Genomic DNA, 19662 nt, shown 5'->3' with positions numbered 1-19662 from the left:
CCTATAATTTCCACTTCATTGCAACGAAACTAGCTACTCAGTCAACAACTCGCTATACTTCGCCCTCGCAATTCTAGAGGTCAAAATATGCACAGCAAAATCACACCAATCTTTGAACACAAAAAGTACTGGGCCGAATGTTTTGGAACGGCTCCTTTTCTTCCTACTAGTAGAAAAGAAATGGATATGCTTGGTTGGGATAGCTGTGACATTATCATCGTTACCGGAGATGCCTACGTTGACCACCCTAGCTTTGGTATGGCGATTATTGGCCGATTGCTTGAGGCCCAAGGGTTTCGTGTCGGTATTATTTCTCAACCCGCTTGGAACAATAAAGATGCGTTCATGGCACTCGGCAAACCAAATCTCTTTTTTGGTATTACAGCCGGTAATATGGATTCAATGATTAATCGATACACGTCTGACCGTAAGCTACGCCACGATGATGCCTACACGCCAAATAACGAAGGCGGCAAACGCCCTGACCGCGCCACTCTCGTTTACTCTCAGCGCTGTCGCGAAGCTTATAAAGGCACTCCGATTATTCTTGGTGGTATTGAAGCCAGTTTGCGCCGTGTCGCCCATTACGATTATTGGTCAGATAAAGTGCGTCGCTCTGTTTTGTTTGATGCAAAAGCGGATATTCTACTGTTTGGTAACGCTGAACGTGCTTTAGTGGAAGTTGCTCACCGTCTTGCTGATGGTGAAGGCATGAGTACCATGACCAATATTCGTGGTACAGCAGTTAACATTGCGGCAGCCCCTGAAGGCTTTAAGATCATCGATTCTTCGCGAATTGAAAAACCGAATAAAGCGTATGTTCCGGTTAACCCGTATGAAGTTGAAACGCAGTGTGACACCAAAAAAGATGAAAAAGAAGCAGTAAAGGCTCAACCTATTACCATTCGTCCTTCTCGACACGATGCCAAAACAACCGCGGTTCGTATCCCTGCGTTTGAGAAACTGAACAACGACCGAATCTTGTACGCACATGCCAGCCGTATTCTTCATTTAGAAACTAATCCATATTCTGGTCGAGCCCTGATACAACGCCATGGTGATCGCGAGCTTTGGGTTAACCAGGCACCGATTCCCCTCTCTACAGAAGAGATGGATTACGTATTTGGTCTTTCATATAAACGCGTTCCGCATCCTATGTACGGTAAGGCAAAGATACCCGCCTACGATATGATTAAAACCTCCGTCAACATTATGCGTGGTTGTTTTGGCGGTTGCTCATTCTGCTCTATTACCGAGCATGAAGGTCGTATCATTCAGAACCGTTCGAAAGAATCGATCTTGGATGAAATCGAAGATATTAAAGAGAAAGTGCCTGGATTTACTGGGACAATATCCGATCTGGGTGGCCCAACAGCCAACATGTATCGCTTAGGGTGTTCAGACCCGAAAGCGGAAATTAACTGTCGTCGCCCTTCATGTGTGTTCCCGAAGATCTGTGAAAAACTGAACACAGACCACCAGCACACTATCGATCTTTATCGCTCAGCGAGAAAAGTACCAGGCGTTAAGAAGATCATGATCGCTTCCGGTGTTCGTTACGATCTAGCGATTGAATCTCCAGAATACGTTCGTGAGCTTGTGACTCACCACGTTGGCGGTTACTTAAAGATTGCTCCAGAACATACTGAAAAAGGCCCTCTGGACCTCATGATGAAGCCAGGAATGGGCACCTACGACCGTTTCAAAGAGATGTTCGAGAAATACAGTGCTGAAGCAGGCAAGAAACAATATCTCATTCCTTACTTTATCTCTGCTCATCCTGGCACTGAAGATGAAGATATGCTTAACCTTGCGATGTGGTTGAAAAAACACAATTACGAATGCGATCAAGTACAGAACTTCTACCCATCGCCTATGTGTAACGCCACATCAATGTACTACTCAGAGACAAACCCTTTGAAGCGCGTTAAATACAAAAAGCGCGAAGATGTCACGGTACCAAAAGGCGATCGCCAGCGTCGTTTACATAAAGCCCTGTTGCGATACCATGATCCAGATAACTGGAAAATCATTCGTGAAGCCTTGATCAGTATGGGCAAACCGCACCTTATCGGTGATAAGGCAAACTGCTTAGTTCCTGCTGAAGATTTGGAAACCATGACACCTGCACAGCGAAGAAAATCAGGTCGTCACGGAGCCAATCGATTTGCTACTAAACACACCAAAAACCAGCCTGGTTTTGGCCCAAATCGTTCCACGCCAGGTGAAAACACAGAGAAGCAAAATAAAGGGAAGTCAAACAATCAGAATGCAGGTAAGCAAGGATCGGGGCAAGGGCAAAAGCCGAACCGTTCTGGCAAGCCAAACCATAGCGGAGCCGCAGGGAACAACAGTGGGAACAATTACACTGGAAATAATGCCGGTGGGAAAGCAGGCGGAAACAGAAATCCCAAGCGTCGCTAAAGCGATGGTTGGCTGATTATACCAACCAGTCAAACCGATATGGGTTAGTGTTTCACTAACCCATTTTTTCTAAAACGTACTCTATAAAATCACTCTCCGACAGCGGTTTACTAAAATAGTAACCTTGAATAAACTCAATATTTTTCTGTCTCGCATAATCAAGTTGCTCTAACGTTTCCACACCTTCCGCAACAACAGGCTTATTTAGGTTCGTCGCTAAAGACGCGATTGAGTTAAAAACGGTCTGTAATTTTGTGTTATCTACCACGTGTGTCACAAATGCCCTGTCAATTTTTATTTCATCAAAACTCAAACGACAAAGATAACTCAGACTGGAAAATCCAGTTCCAAAATCATCAATAGACACTTTAAAACCAATATCTTGCAGTTGCTTCAATACTTGATTTACGTAGGTAAAGTTGTCAATCAACGCCGATTCTGTCAGTTCCAACTTGATATTTCTGGGCTCAATATGGGCGTTTTTAATCGCTGATGAAAGCTTACTAACAAAGTCAACATCCAGTATCTCAACCACGCTGATATTGAGCGCAAACAGAATGCTGGTGGTATCGACGCCTTTTCTTTCCAACTTAATGATCAACGCTTGCAATTTTTTAACATTAAACTTTGTCAAAAGGCCGATATCTCCGATTCTCTCCGCTATTGGAATGAATTCAACTGGCGAAACCATTTGTCCTTTAACCGTCCAACGAATCAAACACTCTGCCCCTGTTACTTGTTCGGTGAAGGTGTCATGAACAGGCTGAAAAACAACATAAAATGACTCATCGAGATCGCGCTGGGAGACCGCCGCTCTAAACGCATTTTCGAGATTATTTTGATGTTCTATCTGTTTTGCTAAGTCTTCCTGAAATTCGGCTAAACGTACCCGCTCAGATAGCACATCCAATATCGCCATCTCCGCTTTGTTGACGCTTTGCTCGTGAGAGTCTCCATCTTTTTCACGGTAGTATCCTAACGCAACATTACTAAAAAAATGTCGACCATTAAAATGAAAAGGGGCATTCAATGCCGTGTAAAACTCGCCAACATCAAACTCTACATTAGGTGGAATAAAGATATTAAAGCTGTCTGTCGAGTGTTTACTACAAATCGCACAGTCTATTTCCGTACTAACACGCGCAACAATCTCCATAAAGACCAGATTAGCAACGGCAGTACCCCAAATTTCGTTGATACGCTGGTAATTGCAAATTCGTACACAACATACTAAGCCAACATCGTACTCAGAAGCGATCTTAGCTAGAAACGCTTCTCGATACAGCAGCCCTGTATGTGGGTCTAACATCGACAATTGGCGATTAAGTCGTCGTGTTGTAATCAATTCACCTTGCTCGACAGCATGTAAAACGCAGTACTCTTTCTGAAACAGAATCGCTATTTTTATCCACTCAACATTTTTGTCTGGGTAACTGATCCCTATCTCTATTTCGCTTTCTTGCCAGTCAGTGACAGCCTGTTCAACGAATGTAAGCAAATCGACGGGTTTATATTGATCGTCAACAAATCCAATATCTGCACCAAACGCATGATTCCCGACATCGGTACGAAACAATTCCTTTGCTTGTTCCGATACCTTTTGAACGAGCAAATCCTTGTTGATAATTATATAAGCTATATTTTGAGCCAAAAACTGCTCACTTAACGTATTCATTTATCCACCAATGCCTTTTGAACTTGATAAGGTAGCGCGTGCAAAGAAAACACGCCTTTAACCCCTCCTTTGGCAATCGCCTCTTTTGGCATACCAAAGACCAAACTGCTGTCTTCATCTTGTGCAAACGTTACCGAACCTGCTTGATGCATTTCCGCCATTCCTTGTGCTCCATCACTGCCCATACCGGTCAGAATGACACCAACCGCGTTATAACCTGCTGCTTGCGCCGCCGATCGAAACAACACATCGACAGACGGTTTATGCCTAGAAACCAAAGGCCCATCTTTTAATTCTAGGTAATAATGGCCAGAATGGCTGGTTATCATCAAATGCACGCCACCTTTAGCAATATAGACCACTCCCGGCATCAGTCTCATTCCGTCTTCGGCTTCAACGACCTGGTGCCTCGTTTCATGATTTAAACGCTGTGCAAACGCCAAGGTAAATTTAGGCGGCATATGTTGCACGATAACAATGGGGGGGCTATTCAAAGGGGTTTCGATCAAAAACTGTAATATAGCTTCAGTGCCGCCCGTTGACGCCCCTATCACAATCACTTTCTCGTTAGAAAGCACTTTACTCGACGCTGCTTTTAGCATGACATCTGCTGACTTCGTTTCTCGATACGTTTCTTCACTCAGGTATTTTAGTGGTTTCACTTTAACGGTTGCTGCACTCTTCAATGCCTTTAAAATCTTGTGCACTTCCTGCGAATGTAAAAATTCAGACAGGCTACTTTGAGGTTTATTGATCACCTCGATAGCCCCTGAAGATAGCGCTTCTAAACTCAGCTCTACCTTCTCTTCTGTTTTTGAAGAGCAGATCACCGTTGGGGTTGGGTGCGTTGACATAATCTGCTTCAGAAAAGAGATGCCATCCATTTTCGGCATCACGATATCCAGCAAAATAACATCAGGCCACTGCTTATTCATTTTTCGTAACGCCAATATAGGGTCAGGAGCGACACCGATGAGTGCTAGGTCTTTATCAGCAGCGATCACCTCACCCAATACCTGTCTCATCACCGCAGAGTCATCGACGATAAAGACTTTGTAAGGAGGTTTATTCATGGGCTACCTTTCTGTAAATACAGTTATCGACCAACTCTACTTTAGGGTTATCACGCAAAATATTTTCACTATGCCCCAAAAATAAAAGCCCATTTATCTTTAATGCATTGATGATATTTCCCACAATACGCTGTTGTTTTTCATGAGAGAAATAGATCAATACATTCCTTAAAAAAATCACTTCGTACAACTCTGAACCTACGGGTGTTAAAAGACTCTGAGTTCGAAAATCACAATATTTCTTGAGTGCAGGTACCAATGTAAAATGATCAGAATAGGTACCAACGCCCTTCAAACAATAGGCTCTTCGGTAAGAGGAAGGGATTTTTTCCGCTGCCGACAAATCGTAATTACACAGTTTCGACTTTTGAATCACCAAATCTGAAATATCGGTCCCCAGTACTGACCATGTACCTTTGCCTATAGCATCTTGCAGCACCATGGCTAGGGTATAAACCTCCTCTCCCGTGGAACAGGCGGCACTCCAAACACTGATTGGGTTAGACTGGCGTGAAGAGATCAATAGATCTCTTAGCGCATCAAACTGATACGCTTCTCTAAAAAATGAAGTCTCGTGTGTGGTCATCTTATCAATGAACGACAAAAATTCACCATTCTCACTTCGGTCAGTTAGGGTGATCAGGTATTCTTCAAAACTCTGGCATTGACGATAAGTGAGTCGGGACTGAAGTCGATTCTCTACAATGCCACGTTTGCTGTTTGGGAGATAAATGCCAGTATACGATTCGACTAGATTTTGAATATGTGTAAATTGGCTATCCGTCAATATCTTCGTCATGGCAATCATTCTCTGCACAGATACGAGGATTTTTGATGCTGAACTATCTCACTATTAATGGCGGAACTGTCCAATAGTTCTGGCATATCGAGTATTGGACAAATCAAATTGTTCACACGAATCATTTGCTGGATATAGCGCTCAGGTATATGAGTTCCAAAGGCGGGCGTATTGGTTTCCATCATATCGGTAACCGCTTCGATTGATCGCACCCTATTGACGATTAAACCTAACGTGGCGATCTCGCCAGTTATGTTATCAGCATTCTCATACAACACGATGCAGCTGTATTTGTCGTAATCTTGAGATTGAGATAACCCTAGCCGAATCGCAGCATCGATTACCGGTACTACACTCCCTCTTATATTAGTAACACCAACAATGATATTTGAGCACATAGGCACCATTGTGATCTTACCAAGCTCTATAACTTCTTTAACAAAGTAAATCGGAATAGAGAAAACTTCTTCTCCGATGTCGACAAAAAGCTGCCCTTTGTTACTGTTTTTATCCATCTTCGGTTCAGCTTGTTCCATCAAAGTGATTCCTTACTCAGTGTCATAGAAGAATCATGATCGGTAATTGACTTATTCAGCCACTGTCCTTGCTCTTGACTCAGCAAGTTATCCACATCCAAAACCGTCAGTAATCGATTGTCTAACTTGGCTAGCCCTTTAAGCAGCGGGTTCGTTAAGCTTCCTGCTAAATCAGGGATGGCTTCTAACTCACGACTATCAATTTCCATCACTTGAGTCACTAAGTCGACCTTGTTTCCAACAATATACTTGACCCCCTGATGTTCTATCTCGGTAACGACCACACATGTTTTAGGACCTATGCTTAATGCTTCTTTACCTAAACACTGTGACAACTCAACAATGGGCAGTAATTGACCTCGTAAGTTCATCGCGCCATTTATGTAGTTAGGGGCACCAGAGATCGGCTCAACCAGTGGATACTCCATGATTTCCTTGATCTTCGAAATGGGATAAGCGAATAAGCCTGAACCCACCTTAAACTCTAAATATTGATCACGATGAGGAGTTTCAAATGTGTCTTTACTCACGGCACTCTCCTAATCTTTGAACGGTACATACCCAGCTTCATATCTATCTGACGATGCGATATGTCTATCTACATCGCTGTTTCTTCCGATATTTTTGTCCCTATATTGATAAGGTGAGTTATCGTCTCGCGTCAACTTGAAGAAACCAACGGTTCTTCTTATTTCACTGGTTTTCTCTTGTACCATGACGGCCGTTGATGCTAACTCTTCTGACGCTGACGCATTTTTTTGTGCGATGTCGTCAAGCTGAGAAACGGTACGATTAATTTCTGCCACACTGGTACTTTGCTCTGTTGATGCAGCAGTGATTTCTTGAACAAGATCCGCCGTTTTTTGAATGTTTGGCACCATGCGGTTAAGCATGTCACCTGCATGCTGGGCAACTTTGACGCTACTGTCAGCAAGGGTACTGATTTCCTGAGCCGCTACCTGGCTTCGTTCCGCAAGTTTACGGACCTCATCGGCAACTACTGCGAAGCCTTTACCATGCTCTCCTGCTCTAGCGGCTTCAATCGCTGCATTTAGCGCCAGTAGATTAGTTTTGTAGGCGATATCTTCAATAATCCCAATTTTTTGGGCAATCTCTGTCATCGCATCAACCGTATCATTTACTGCCTGACCGCCTTCATAAGCTTCGGAGCTAGATTGTGTAGCAATACCATTCGTGACTTTAGAGTTTTCAGTGTTCATAGAAATAGAAGAACTCATTTGGTCTAACGAGGCACTCGTTTCTTCTACGCTTCCGGCTAGCTGGCTTGAAGTGGAACTCAGAAGTTGTGAGGTGGTGGTCACTTCATTGGTACTGTGTGCAATGGATTCCACTGAACGTTGAATATCCAGTAAAATATTTTGTAATTTATCGATGAACCCATTAAAGCTCTGTGCAGTATTTCCCACTTCATCAGAGCCAAAATCAGGAATTCTTCGAGTCAAATCCCCTTCTCCAGAACGCAAATCTTCCGCCGCCTGAGCCAGGGCCTTAATAGGAATAACGATCCCCTTAATAAGAAATAGAGCGATGAAAAACGCCAATATCACCGCGAGAACGAGTAAGCCCCAAACGAGAGAGATACTCTCTTTTGCTGAGTTAATCAGGTCTTTAAGAGATTTTGTCCCTTGTTCAGTTGCATTAAGACTGATTTCATCAAGAATAGTCTCTAGCTTTCTAAACACCTCATGTTCTAGTTTGTCTATTTGGACCGCCGCTTCGAGTTTGTCTCTCGGATTATAGGTGTCAAATATGTTCTTCCCACCTTCGTACAACTCTAAATACATCTGTTCAACTTTGCTTAAACTTTGAATCTCGTTGGGTTTACGCTCTAAGGGCTTAATTTGAGAGAGAAAATCAGCAAAGGTGCGGGCCTCCTTTTCAAAGGCAGTGACAGCGCCTATCTCCCCTCGCATGTAATCATTCAAAGCAGACATCATATCGCCCAATTCATCGATCAACTCAAGATAGTAACGAACGCCGGGGAGGTCATCGTTTAATACCTCTTGAAAGTCACCCGATCTTCCAGCATCTTCCACTTCTTCTTCTTTTAATGTGTCGAGCAAACGCTCTAGTGGTTCTGCAAACTCTTTAATTAAATAGTGGTACTGTTTAACTGCTTTACTCTCAAGCGTGGGATCAAATCTTTGAAAGACTAACGTTTCCATATCGTCATAGTAGCGATGGGACCAATCATCCAATTGTGTCATGAGCACAGGATCAACTGAATTGAGCTTTTTGAGCCTTTCAAAATAGGTAACAAACTCATTGTAATTCGATATAAAGTCTTCTTTTTCTTCGGCTTCACCCGTTATAAACTCCAATACATTCGAATTCATGTCACCCAGTTCTTCGAGCATATTCAATGACAAAATTGCAGTGGGTATGTCCATTTGCCCAACGCTATAAGCATAAGACTCAATCGTTCGATTTTTTGCTTGAACTGAGATTGCAATGACCAAAAGCAGCAAACCCATAGTGCACATGGCGATGATGATTTTGTTCCGTATTGACAGCATTCCTATCATGTCTTTCTCCTCACCAGAGCTTAAAAAATAACAACCTATTGGCTGGTTACTCATTTCTCAAGCGCTGTGAACTTTCAGTTTCACTACGATTCAGAACTGTCTGAATCAGTGCTAGTACATCCAAGATAATGGCAACATCGCCACTCCCTAATATTGTTGCTCCACTGACGCCTTTAAGTCCTTCGAAAATGGGGCCTAATGGCTTCACCACCGTTTGATATTCACCACTTAATGTGTCAACAATCAAACCCGCTCTAAAAGAACCAAACTGAACAACAATTAATGCTTCTTGCTCAAAAGAGCAGTGAGATTTAACACCGAACCATTCACTCAGTCGCATGATTGGTAATGTTGAATCTCGCAGATCCACAAATTTTTTATGACGAATCGCTTCCTCTGACGTAATTTCGTTGAGTTCTAAACATTCAATAACATTGTCGAGTGGAATAACATAATTACCGCCCGACACCTGAAACATAAACCCGTCTATGATTGACAGCGTTAAAGGAAGCCTAATGATGAATCGAGTACCAACACCTGCTTCGCTTTCTAACTCGATGGTGCCTCGTAGTGATTCAATGTTCTGCTTAACGACATCCATACCGACACCACGACCAGAAAGGTCACTGACTTCACTTTTCGTAGAGAAGCCAGGTTCAAAAATAAGCCTTTGTAGTTCTTGAACATTCAGTTCGTGAATCGAATCAATAAGACCTTTTTGAAGTGCAATAGACGCGATGTTTTTATCGTTCAACCCTTGCCCATCATCTGACACCTCGATCACTATTGAGCCGGAATCATGGAAGGCATTTAATCGAATCACTCCTTTGCGAGACTTACCTAGAGCTTCTCTCTCATCAGAGGATTCAATACCATGGTCAATCGCATTTCGAATAAGATGAGTCAGAGGGTCACTGAGCTTCTCGACGAAGGTTTTATCGAGTTCCGTTTCCGCGCCAGTAATGATGAGTTCAACGTCTTTTCCAAGATCCGAAGCGCTGTCGCGAATAATTCGCTTGTATTTTTTGAACGTATCACCGATTTGCACCATTCTCAGCTGTAACGAACTGTCTCGAATATTTTCAACCAATCGCTCGAGTTGAGCCATTGCTTCAATCAGCATTTCATTGCCCGTTTCATGAGCGAGTAGATTCGTTCTTGCCCCGGTTATTACCATTTCTCCCACTAAGTCAATAAGCTGATCCAGTTTAGCGGCCTCTACTCTTAAGGTTTTTGCTACGCTGATATTGGGCCGCTGCTTCTTGACTGCCGCCATGATGACTTCTGAAGGGACATTTTGGCGTTGAGTCAAGATGCTACCGAGTAACGGAGCCGGTTGATGAGAAGTTTTGTGGTTATGCTGGATGTTAAGGCTATCGTTGAGTTGTTCTTGGGTTAAAGCGTCGACTTCCACTAAAATTTCACCCAACTTCTTAGATGACTCAGGCAATTTATTGATCAAGTCAATATACGAATCAACTTGACTGTCTGGTGGAATAATAATTAAGTCAGCATCATTAAGGATAAATTCAAATGCATCTAGAATAGCGCGACGCGTTGTTGAGGCTTGAAACCGAATTTCAAAACCTAAATAACACTTGCTAGGCTGATACTCTTTGCCTGTATCCAAATCCTCGTCAATGAGATGGACAGACACCAGTTCACCTTGAGTCGATAAGTAGCGAATAAAAGAGATGGGATCTAAGCCATCTTGAAAAACATTAGGTTGCGGGCGAAACGAAATGTGCCAAATGCCATTCATTTCAGAATTATCTGCAGAATCGCTATCCGTTATATCGGCTTTTTCTGATACTGGACGCTGCTCGGAGATGAATGACTTAGGTAGATAATCGGCTATTTTTTTAGCGAGACGGTTTGATTTCACGGCAAGTTCATCAGATTGGCCGACACCTATACTTGCAATATGGATTTTTATCACATCGGTTGATTCGATCACCAATGCCATGATTTGAGCATCGATATCAAGGGATTGACTTCTTAATCGTTCAAGCAATGATTCGAGCAGGTGGCTAAAGTTGACCAATTCATCAAGACCAAACAACCCCGCACTGCCTTTAATCGTATGCACACCACGAAATACTTCGTGCAACCAATCAATATTGCGCCATTGCGTTGCATTTTCGTTATCTAATAAGAGCTGTTCAATATCGTTGATGAGCTCTTCAGCTTCTGCAATGAAGGTAATAAGTGCCTTGTTAACATCAATACTCATAGGCACTACTTACGCTTTCTTGCCCGATGAGCAACCTTTGGTTTTGAACATTAAGCGTTCTAACATACTCTAAAACAACGTGACCTGAACGGCATAGAGGAGGTATCGAATTGACCTCTTGTGAGTACTTAGAGAACCAAATTAACAACTGAAAACCAGCGGTATCTAACTCTTCAACTTGTGAGGCATCCAGTTGTATGAGTTCATTAGTTTCAATGAGATCAAGCAGGTCTTGGTGAACCTCATTCACCTCATAAATCGTTAACTCTTGGGGTAGTAAATAAACTTTTATGTCCATCCATCACCTCTTTACACTGACAATAATTTCGAGACGGCTTGTAACATTTGGTCCGGCTTAAAGGGTTTCACCATCCAAGCCTTTGCACCTGCTTTTCGACTTTCCTCTTTGAGATATTCTTGGTTTTCGGTGGTTAGCATGATAATTGGAGTGAATTTATACTTATCCAACGTTTTAACTTGCTTAACGAAGTCTATTCCATTCATGTTTGGCATATTGACATCGCTAATAATCAGATGTACCCGCACGCCATCAAGCTTATTCAGCCCATCCACTCCGTCTTTCGCTTCCAAAACATCAAAGCCAGCGCCCTCTAATGCAATACTCACGACTTGTCGAAGCGATTCGGAATCATCAACAATCAGTATTTTTTTCTTCATCCTTTGATGTCTCCTTTCAAAAATAGGTCACGCCTTCATCAGATTCATTACGACTTATCTCTTTCGCAATAGCTAATTCGGTCCGATCGATGATTCTATTGAGTTGATTGTTCAGTAAGGTTTCATCCCATCCCTGTCCTTCATCATCAATGGCTTGTAATTCCTCTACGAGTAGAGCCAACAACTCCATGACACCTGCTTGCCTCTGCAGGTTCCTGTCTCCGTGCTGAAGAAGTTCCATGAGTTCACTGTAGGCTACGTTCATCTCTTTTTCTAATTGCTGCTTCTCGTGTCCTGCTGTCTCGTCACTACTTTGAGCAGCCAAACACAAGTCAATCTCGTTCCTTTTTTTCACCAATTGGCTTAATGTAACGAATCGTAACGTTATTTGATTTATCGATTGATGAGCATCTTTGTAAGAGATTTCCAGCTGCTTATTGAGCTTGGGGAGAAAATGACTATGCATTGAGTGGACAATGGTTTGGTGAGGTGTATGAGATGATGATTGGGGCTGTCGTTGATTAAACCAGGCTGTAAAAAAACTGATAATCAAAGTAGCAATTAACGTTTTCCAGCTCAGATCAAATATCAACGCGAGCGTAAAGAATACGCCTAACACCACTTTAATGTTAATCCGAACATTGCCCACTCAATCCGTCCCTTTTATTTACAATCTAGTAAATAGCCTAGTTCAGTTTTGACGGTTTGCAGTGAAATGGTGAGATAAAATTGGAAAAAGGCTTAATCATTCGTTTTGATTAAGCCTTTTTGTTTTAGGTCATAAGGTTAGTTGTTGCTTCAAAGAGAGGTTTACGCAAATTCCGCTTCAAATTCTTTCATCAGCTCTACTAGCGCTTGAACACCTTCGATAGGCATGGCGTTATAAAGAGACGCCCTCATACCACCCACCGCTCTGTGACCTTTAAGAGCGACTAAACCACGCTTTTCAGCACGTTCTAGAAATACTTCATCCAATTCAGGTTTGCTTAACTGAAAAGGTACATTCATTAATGACCGATTCTCAGGATGTACGTTGTTTTTATAAAAACTTGATTCATCAATACAGCGGTACAACAACGCCGCCTTTTCGCGGTTAACACTCTCAAGTGCTTTAACCCCACCTTGTTGTTTTAACCACTTGAAGACGAGCCCTGATAAATACCATGCAAAAGTTGGCGGTGTGTTAAACATCGACTCTTTTTCTGCCAGTACTTTATAGTTCAAAATGCTAGGCAATACATCGGTTGCCAAGTCTAAGAGGTCATTGCGAACAATCACGATACATAGGCCAGCTGGGCCAATGTTTTTTTGAGCACCGGCGTAAATCACACCATATTTTGAAACATCAATCTCACGCGACAGTATCGTTGATGACATATCTGCGACGATGGGTTTATCCGTTACGGGTAAATCATTGATTTCTATGCCATCAATAGTTTCGTTAGGGCAGAAGTGAACATACGCTGCATCAGCATGGATCTGCCACTCTGTCGCATCCACAACCGCGACTTTATCGTCTCGCACCGTTTTCGCAACAAAGACATCAGGTTCGCAATATTTTTTCGCTTCCGCAATGGCACTTTCTGCCCAGTATCCGGCATCAATATAAGTGGCGGTTGATTGGCTGCCCAGTAAGTTCATAGGGATTGCAGCAAACTGAGCACGCGCTCCACCTTGGCAAAACAGAACTTTATAATTAGACGGTATGGATAAAAGATCTCGCAAATCTTGCTCGGCATCTTCAGCCACTTTAATAAAGGGTTTGCTGCGATGGCTGATTTCCATCACTGACGTGCCTAAGTTATTCCAATTGATGAACTCAGCTTGAGCTTGAGCCATCACGGCTTTAGGTAAAGCGGCTGGGCCAGCACTAAAATTAAAAATGTTATCCGTGTTGGGCTGCATGAGTGTCCTTGCTCCTAATTTCAAAATGCTTTGTAGATACTAACTGTGATTAATAGCACGTTTTTTTAAGGATAAAAAGTGACAAAAGAGCTCTTTCAAGCTCTTTTGTTATTCTAGTACTCGTTATCGACTCATTTATTGCATTAGCATTGGCAGTAATAGCGACATTAAAGGAATTTCCTGCCCACTTTCAAAGACCACATTGGCCTCTTTAAGTTCTGCTGTAATCCGGTAACCCTGTTCGGTTTGTTGAATAATTTCCATCACGACGGCTTCATCGATCCCTTGCTTAATGAATGGAAAATCCATAACCAGTTGGTTAGAAAAATAGGTGCTGATATTCCCCGTTAGAGCGGGTAATATTTTACTCGGATCCTGTGAAACTTGGTCTGTACCCTGTGGCACCGAGAGCTTCCACATAGACTCAAATTCACCTTCGCCTACTTTCAAGGACATCTTATTCATTGCTAAATAAAAACCTTGGGAGAAAAGAGATTCAACATAAGGAATCGCCTCTGCTATGTCTTCTTCTGTCATTATTGGATTACTTTGATACAGAGACATTAATCGTTCAAAAGCGACGCTATCAATGTCACCCATCGAAAAGTCGAGGCTAAAATCATCGACTGAACCATCTGGTGTAAATAGGCTGCCCATCGTCACCTTATGATTACTGGTCAATCGATTTTGTTCATTATTAAGCTCAGACGTAAACTGATACTGACCTTTCTCTATTTCAAAGGATGTCTGCATGGCAGTGGAATCGGAAATCGTAAACTTCTCAATCGACATCGATTGATTGCCTAACCAAAATCCACTTTCATTTTTGCCCTCGCCTTGACCTACGACATCCGTCAATATCAACTTTTCACCCGTTGAAAAGTCCAGCTCGATTGAAGGCATATTCAGTTGGTAAGCAAGTTGTCCCAGCACTGTAATGTTACCGGTGATGGTAGAAGGAGATACCGAGATGGCCAATTCATCTACACCTTGAGTTCGGTAATACCAGTTTGCCAAATTCACCGTATAATCAGTATTCCCGTTTAACTGAGTAACGGTATTCACCGTCAACGGAAATTCGCTCCCTTCGAGTGACGAATGCGCATCTAAACTGAGTAAGCCATGTTTGACCACACTATTAACAACCACCTCTGTCGGCAGACCATCGGCTTCAAACTGAGCGATCATGTCAACATCATTCAGCGCATATCGAGTTTGAACGGTTGAATTTAAATAGCCACGATCATAATCGATGATTTCTGCGCTAACCAAGTCATTACTTAAATGCGTAACCCCATCAGTAATAACCCTTTGGCCTATTTGACCAACAGCAAGTGGCCAGCACAATGCAACTAGCACAGCACCACTAATCGCGCCGATTTTTTTTAATTGTTTCATAGATTGTTGGGGTTCCATTAGTTATTTGGGCCGTTTTTTATACATTAGAAATGTTTGAGTTAAATCAGAGTATTGCTTTTATTTTTGTTAAGAGCAAATTTCTAAAACCTAGCTCTCAAACCGATAGATTGATAATTGATACAGTTTTCATAGTTCCGTTTACCTGTGAGAAATTCGTGAATTCATTTGCGCTCTTGTATCTTGATAACAACCCTATAAGCGTAGAACAACTACGTACTGAGCTTAGCCACTTTGCGACACGATTCGATATCCATGCAGTAGATAGCATTGAAGACGCTCACTGCACCTTAGAGTTTTGTAAGCAGCAAGAGCAAACGGTCGCGCTTGTCATCGCTAGCCACCATTCTGAATTTAATGGCGCTGAATTTTTAATTCAACTGGATAAATCTGCCCATACCAAAAGCGCACGAAAAATTCTCTTAAGTTGCGGGCAAGACATTCAGGCGATTTTGTCTGCGGTTAATGAAGGTCGTTTGGATCACTGTTTAACCAAACCGCTGCAAGACAACTTAGTCTATAAAACCGTCAAAAAAGAACTCACGACTTTTGTCATCGAACAAGATACCGATAACCTCCTTTCCTATAGCCTTATTTTAGATCAGCAACACTTACTTCGCGCGCATATCGACGCGAAGATGAAAAGCTACCAAGAAGGTTTTATTTCAGATCACCACAGGCTATCCGATGCCGAACTGGCAGAACAGGTGATCTCAGCTTTAGAACTGTTCTTTCTTCAAGAAGACGATAGTCATGCCTGTCGGACCTATTCCGCGGATCACCTCTTAACCAAAGAAGGAGAGGAAAATCGCTTCTTATGGTTTATCACTGAAGGGAAAGTTGCACTGTATAAAAAAGATGAGCTCGGCCAACAGCGAGAAGTGGTTCGTCATGATAAGGGGAATATTGTTGGGGGTATGTCATTTGTCACGGGTGAGTTGTCCTTTTCCACCGCAATTACCCTCACCAGAACAAAGGTTATCAAGTTGGATCGCGATATTTTCACCAAGGTGATGCATTCCAACACACATCTATTACCACTGTTTACCAACTTATTACTTCGCCACTTCAACCGCCGCTTACAACGAAGTATTAACACAAAACTTGAACTGCAAAAAACCTTAGAATCACTCGAAACTGCGCACCAGCAACTGATCGAAAAAGAGAAAATGGCCATGTTAGGTCAACTCGTTGCTGGGGTGGCCCATGAACTCAATAACCCTATTGCAGCGATTTTGCGAGGGACAGAAACACTGACGAGTAAGCTTGATCAATTACTGGAACTTGGTTCAAAAAATCTGTCTAATGAGCTAACGACGCCGAACGAGAAAGGCAAGACTATTTTGGACCAAGCGTTGATATCAACACCCACCTCGACGTCTGAAGATCGTGCCAAATCTAAGCTTTTAGATAATGAGATCAAGCACCGCTTACTGGCAAAAAAATTGGTTAAGCTCCGTTTAGAAAATGATCAGGAACTCGTCTCTCTCGCCAAACATAACCCTGAGCATGCGCTTGAGCTGGTGAATCAATACGACCTTTACCACTTAACCGGCACGACACTTCGCTCTATTGGAGTTTGTGCACATAGAATTGCAGACATGGTCAAAAGTCTTAAAGGATACGCCCGACCTGATGATGAATGTTTCCATTCGGCGAACATCTATGAAGGGATTGAAGATACGTTGGTGATCTTTGAAAATAAGCTAAAACACCATACGGTTGTCAAAGAGTATTGCGAGCTCCCGAAACTTTATTGTCAGCCGATTGCTTTACAGCAAGTCTGGACAAATCTCATATCCAATGCCATTGACGCTCTCCCAATACCTGGAGAACTCAAAATTCACACATCAATCGAATCAATCGAAGATCAACACTGGGTTGTTATTTGTTTTGAAGATAACGGGACGGGTATTACCCCTGAGCTACAAGAACAAATTTTTACTTTAAATTTTACCACCAAGAAAGAAGGCAATTTTGGACTGGGTATTGGATTATCTGTTTGCCACCAGATAATCAATCAACACAATGGCAGAATTGAGGTTGAATCCGTTCCAAATGAATTTACTCGAATGGCGGTCTGGCTTCCTATTCACTGCACCCTACACAGAGACAAGGAGTAACCATGAATAAATATCTCATTCTATGTGTTGATGATGAACGCGATGTTTTAGACAGCGTCATTCAAGATTTAGACTGTTTTGAGGAGCACTTTATCGTTGAAGCGGCAGAGTCCGTCGCGGAAGCGAAGCACATTCTGTCAGACTGTGCTTCGGAGCAGACGACACTCGCGCTGATACTTTGCGACCACATTATGCCAGAACAAACCGGCATTAGTTTTTTGATTGAACTGAACGGTGATGATCAAACCAGTGCCAGTAAAAAAGTGTTGCTGACAGGCCAGGCAGGGCTCGATGACACGGTGGAAGCCGTTAATCACTCTAGCCTTGATTACTTTGTTGCGAAACCTTGGAGTGGAGACGAACTGAGAAAAGTGCTTATCGCTCAACTCACTGCATTTATGATAGAGAATGAACCCGAACTAATGCCATGGGCCTCGGTTTTAGATACAGAGAAAATCTTCAATGCTATCGCTAAGAATCGTATTAGCTTTGGAGAATAGTGCGTTTTTAGGCACTCAAATTGCTTAGTTTTTGGTTAAACGACAAAAGAATGACATTTTTTGTTAGTGCCATTAAGCAAGGATGCATTATCATGTCGTGATATATCATAGTCATAGCGGTTACACTGCTTAGGACAACGGAAATAACTAGAAATAGGTTCATCGTAACTATGCATAAAAAAATCATTGCAACAGCTTTATTGCTCGCATCAGGTCAGGCCTTTTCAGAAACTGACCCTAATAGCCCTTCAGTAATGAGTAACTTCAGTTACGATTATTTTGAAGCTCGTATTGGCGCAAGCCCCGTGACTTTCGGCGCTGCCGTCAGCAAAACCATTCATCCAAACGCCCACTTTATTGGACGTATCGACTCTGAATTTGAAGGCGACTATGACGCTGCTGCTGGTTTTGGATTTCACGCACCAGTCAATAACTGGGCTGACTTTACCGGTGAGATGTTGTTCCGCATGCAAGATTTGGGTAGCACAGATACTGGAATCGAAGTCAACCTGGGTATTCGCCAATGGTTAGGTCCTCAACTTGAGGTCGGTGGTAAAGCAGGTTACGTTTCAATCGACAAAAAAGAAGACTGGCTAGGCTCTGCTCACATTCGTTTCCATTCAACAGAGCTTTTTTCTGTCGGAGCAGAGATCCGTATCAATGATGCATACGGCGATCAAGCGATTTTGACCGCTAGATTCAAGTATTAAACCCAATAATATAGTGTCGAACCGCTTATTCTGAGCACTATTTAATAGTGCTCGGTGTTCACTTAGATTACATCGACATTTTCTTCAATATTATCCCCAATAAAAAAGCCGCCCTGGAATACCATGGCGGCTTTCTTTTTAATCGATAGAAAATAACTACTGGCAGCTTTCCAACAATTGACGTTTACGAGGCTCTTGAATTAATTTCCAATGGATACCTTCCACTGCACCTGCAAACTTCCACAACAATTTAACATCAACGTCAGTTCCGTACGCGGTTCTCACTTTAGAAAACACCGCCGAAGCACCTAATTTCATAAATGTCTCTACGTCTTCGATGCCAGCCTTTTTGACCATGCGTTCTAGTGTCAATTGCATGTTAGGCAAGTCTCTCAGGCGTCGACTCGCAGACGATTTTTGGAACTTACGCTGATCAACAGACAATTTAATCGACTCACTTACGATCTCGTATATAGCGTCACCTTTGTCGGCGAAAATTTGAGTTATATCGTAGTAGTTTACTGTTGCTGTCGTTTGCTTTTTCACATGACGGTATTTCTCACAACCAAGTTCATTAAGCCTTGAATCGAGTTGATCTCCACCACGAATGAAAATTCTACCGCTACTGAGTAGAGCAAACATCGCCTCATTTTTAAATAAGCCTATGCCACCAAACATTGAACGTTTCTGAAAAGAACCGAAATCGCCCACATAATCCATAAATAGTTGTTCTGTCATATCCATTGATCCTTCTAATCATGTGTTACCCCGATTATGTGTGATCACCAGATAGCAGCGTTTTAGCGAAATTTTTTTGCTCTAAGGCTGATATTATAATTAAATTTGAGTTCGCCTTAGTTAGTAAGGAAATGATAGTTAACGACGAAAAATAAGTCTGTTCAAACTTCACATCATTTCAATAAAAAAGTCGATTTTGTGAGAAGGAAATCACACTTACAGTCTTTTATATTCAACATGACACACATTGTTCATACTAACGCTAATGCAGACAGACTCTAATTATGTAAGTTGTTGCTAATCTAC

At 42.3% G+C, this 19662-nt stretch carries 17 protein-coding genes; 4 read left to right on the top strand and 13 right to left on the bottom strand.

What is annotated here, in order from left to right; translation table 11 throughout:
- The first annotated feature begins 87 nt into the window (after window positions 1–87).
- Entirely contained in the window at window positions 88–2424 is a 2337-nt protein-coding gene (locus A1QO_RS05485; protein ID WP_017040545.1) for a YgiQ family radical SAM protein, read from the top strand.
- Window positions 2425–2479: 55 nt separating this feature from the next.
- Here the strand turns inward: A1QO_RS05485 and A1QO_RS05480 are convergent, their stop codons facing one another.
- The 12 genes from A1QO_RS05480 to A1QO_RS05425 all read right to left on the bottom strand — a co-directional run bounded on the left by A1QO_RS05480 (window position 2480) and on the right by A1QO_RS05425 (window position 15267).
- Window positions 2480–4099, bottom strand: coding sequence for a bifunctional diguanylate cyclase/phosphodiesterase (locus A1QO_RS05480; RefSeq protein WP_017040546.1), 1620 nt, complete (start codon window positions 4097–4099; stop codon window positions 2480–2482).
- A complete protein-coding gene (locus A1QO_RS05475) occupies window positions 4096–5172 on the bottom strand; it encodes a protein-glutamate methylesterase/protein-glutamine glutaminase (protein WP_017040547.1) in 1077 nt (358 codons plus the stop codon). Before A1QO_RS05475 ends, A1QO_RS05480 begins: the two co-directional genes overlap by 4 nt.
- Window positions 5165–5971, bottom strand: coding sequence for a CheR family methyltransferase (locus A1QO_RS05470; RefSeq protein ID WP_241790405.1), 807 nt, complete (start codon window positions 5969–5971; stop codon window positions 5165–5167). Before A1QO_RS05470 ends, A1QO_RS05475 begins: the two co-directional genes overlap by 8 nt.
- A gap of 5 nt (window positions 5972–5976) precedes the next feature.
- Window positions 5977–6507 (bottom strand): chemotaxis protein CheW, encoded by a 531-nt coding sequence (locus A1QO_RS05465; protein WP_017033804.1) that lies wholly within the window; start codon window positions 6505–6507, stop codon window positions 5977–5979.
- A complete protein-coding gene (locus A1QO_RS05460; protein ID WP_017033803.1) occupies window positions 6507–7037 on the bottom strand; it encodes a chemotaxis protein CheW in 531 nt (176 codons plus the stop codon). Before A1QO_RS05460 ends, A1QO_RS05465 begins: the two co-directional genes overlap by 1 nt.
- A gap of 9 nt (window positions 7038–7046) precedes the next feature.
- Window positions 7047–9053, bottom strand: a complete 2007-nt coding sequence (locus A1QO_RS05455) for a methyl-accepting chemotaxis protein (RefSeq protein WP_241790404.1) — start codon at window positions 9051–9053, stop codon at window positions 7047–7049.
- Between the two features lie 46 nt (window positions 9054–9099).
- The gene (locus A1QO_RS05450; RefSeq protein WP_017040548.1) at window positions 9100–11286 is read right to left on the bottom strand and encodes a chemotaxis protein CheA; all 2187 of its coding nucleotides are present in this window, start codon (window positions 11284–11286) and stop codon (window positions 9100–9102) included.
- Window positions 11276–11584, bottom strand: a complete 309-nt coding sequence (locus A1QO_RS05445; protein WP_017033800.1) for an STAS domain-containing protein — start codon at window positions 11582–11584, stop codon at window positions 11276–11278. The genes A1QO_RS05450 and A1QO_RS05445 overlap by 11 nt, the downstream gene beginning before the upstream one ends.
- 11 nt (window positions 11585–11595) lie before the next feature.
- The gene (locus A1QO_RS05440) at window positions 11596–11964 is read right to left on the bottom strand and encodes a response regulator (RefSeq protein WP_017039003.1); all 369 of its coding nucleotides are present in this window, start codon (window positions 11962–11964) and stop codon (window positions 11596–11598) included.
- Window positions 11965–11980: 16 nt separating this feature from the next.
- On the bottom strand, window positions 11981–12613 hold the full coding sequence (locus A1QO_RS05435; RefSeq protein WP_017040549.1) for a hypothetical protein: 633 nt from the start codon (window positions 12611–12613) through the stop codon (window positions 11981–11983).
- A gap of 161 nt (window positions 12614–12774) precedes the next feature.
- A complete protein-coding gene (gene serC / locus A1QO_RS05430; RefSeq protein ID WP_017040550.1) occupies window positions 12775–13869 on the bottom strand; it encodes a 3-phosphoserine/phosphohydroxythreonine transaminase in 1095 nt (364 codons plus the stop codon).
- Window positions 13870–14004: 135 nt separating this feature from the next.
- A complete protein-coding gene (locus A1QO_RS05425; protein ID WP_017040551.1) occupies window positions 14005–15267 on the bottom strand; it encodes a DUF945 family protein in 1263 nt (420 codons plus the stop codon).
- Window positions 15268–15443: 176 nt separating this feature from the next.
- Here A1QO_RS05425 and A1QO_RS05420 point away from each other — a divergent pair, with 176 nt between their 5' ends.
- The 3 genes from A1QO_RS05420 to A1QO_RS05410 all read left to right on the top strand — a co-directional run bounded on the left by A1QO_RS05420 (window position 15444) and on the right by A1QO_RS05410 (window position 18618).
- Entirely contained in the window at window positions 15444–17408 is a 1965-nt protein-coding gene (locus A1QO_RS05420; protein WP_026026772.1) for an ATP-binding protein, read from the top strand.
- Between the two features lie 2 nt (window positions 17409–17410).
- Window positions 17411–17908, top strand: coding sequence for a response regulator (locus A1QO_RS05415; protein ID WP_017040552.1), 498 nt, complete (start codon window positions 17411–17413; stop codon window positions 17906–17908).
- Between the two features lie 170 nt (window positions 17909–18078).
- The gene (locus A1QO_RS05410; protein WP_017040553.1) at window positions 18079–18618 is read left to right on the top strand and encodes a hypothetical protein; all 540 of its coding nucleotides are present in this window, start codon (window positions 18079–18081) and stop codon (window positions 18616–18618) included.
- 156 nt (window positions 18619–18774) lie between these two features.
- Here A1QO_RS05410 and A1QO_RS05405 read toward each other — a convergent pair whose 3' ends face one another.
- On the bottom strand, window positions 18775–19362 hold the full coding sequence (locus A1QO_RS05405; protein ID WP_017033792.1) for a TfoX/Sxy family DNA transformation protein: 588 nt from the start codon (window positions 19360–19362) through the stop codon (window positions 18775–18777).
- Window positions 19363–19662: the final 300 nt, after the last annotated feature.

It is taken from the genome of Vibrio genomosp. F10 str. ZF-129 (assembly GCF_000287055.2).
Taxonomy (GTDB): Bacteria; Pseudomonadota; Gammaproteobacteria; order Enterobacterales; family Vibrionaceae; genus Vibrio.
Note: the sequence above shows the minus strand (reverse complement) of the source record. Positions and strands in the feature narration are given on the sequence as shown.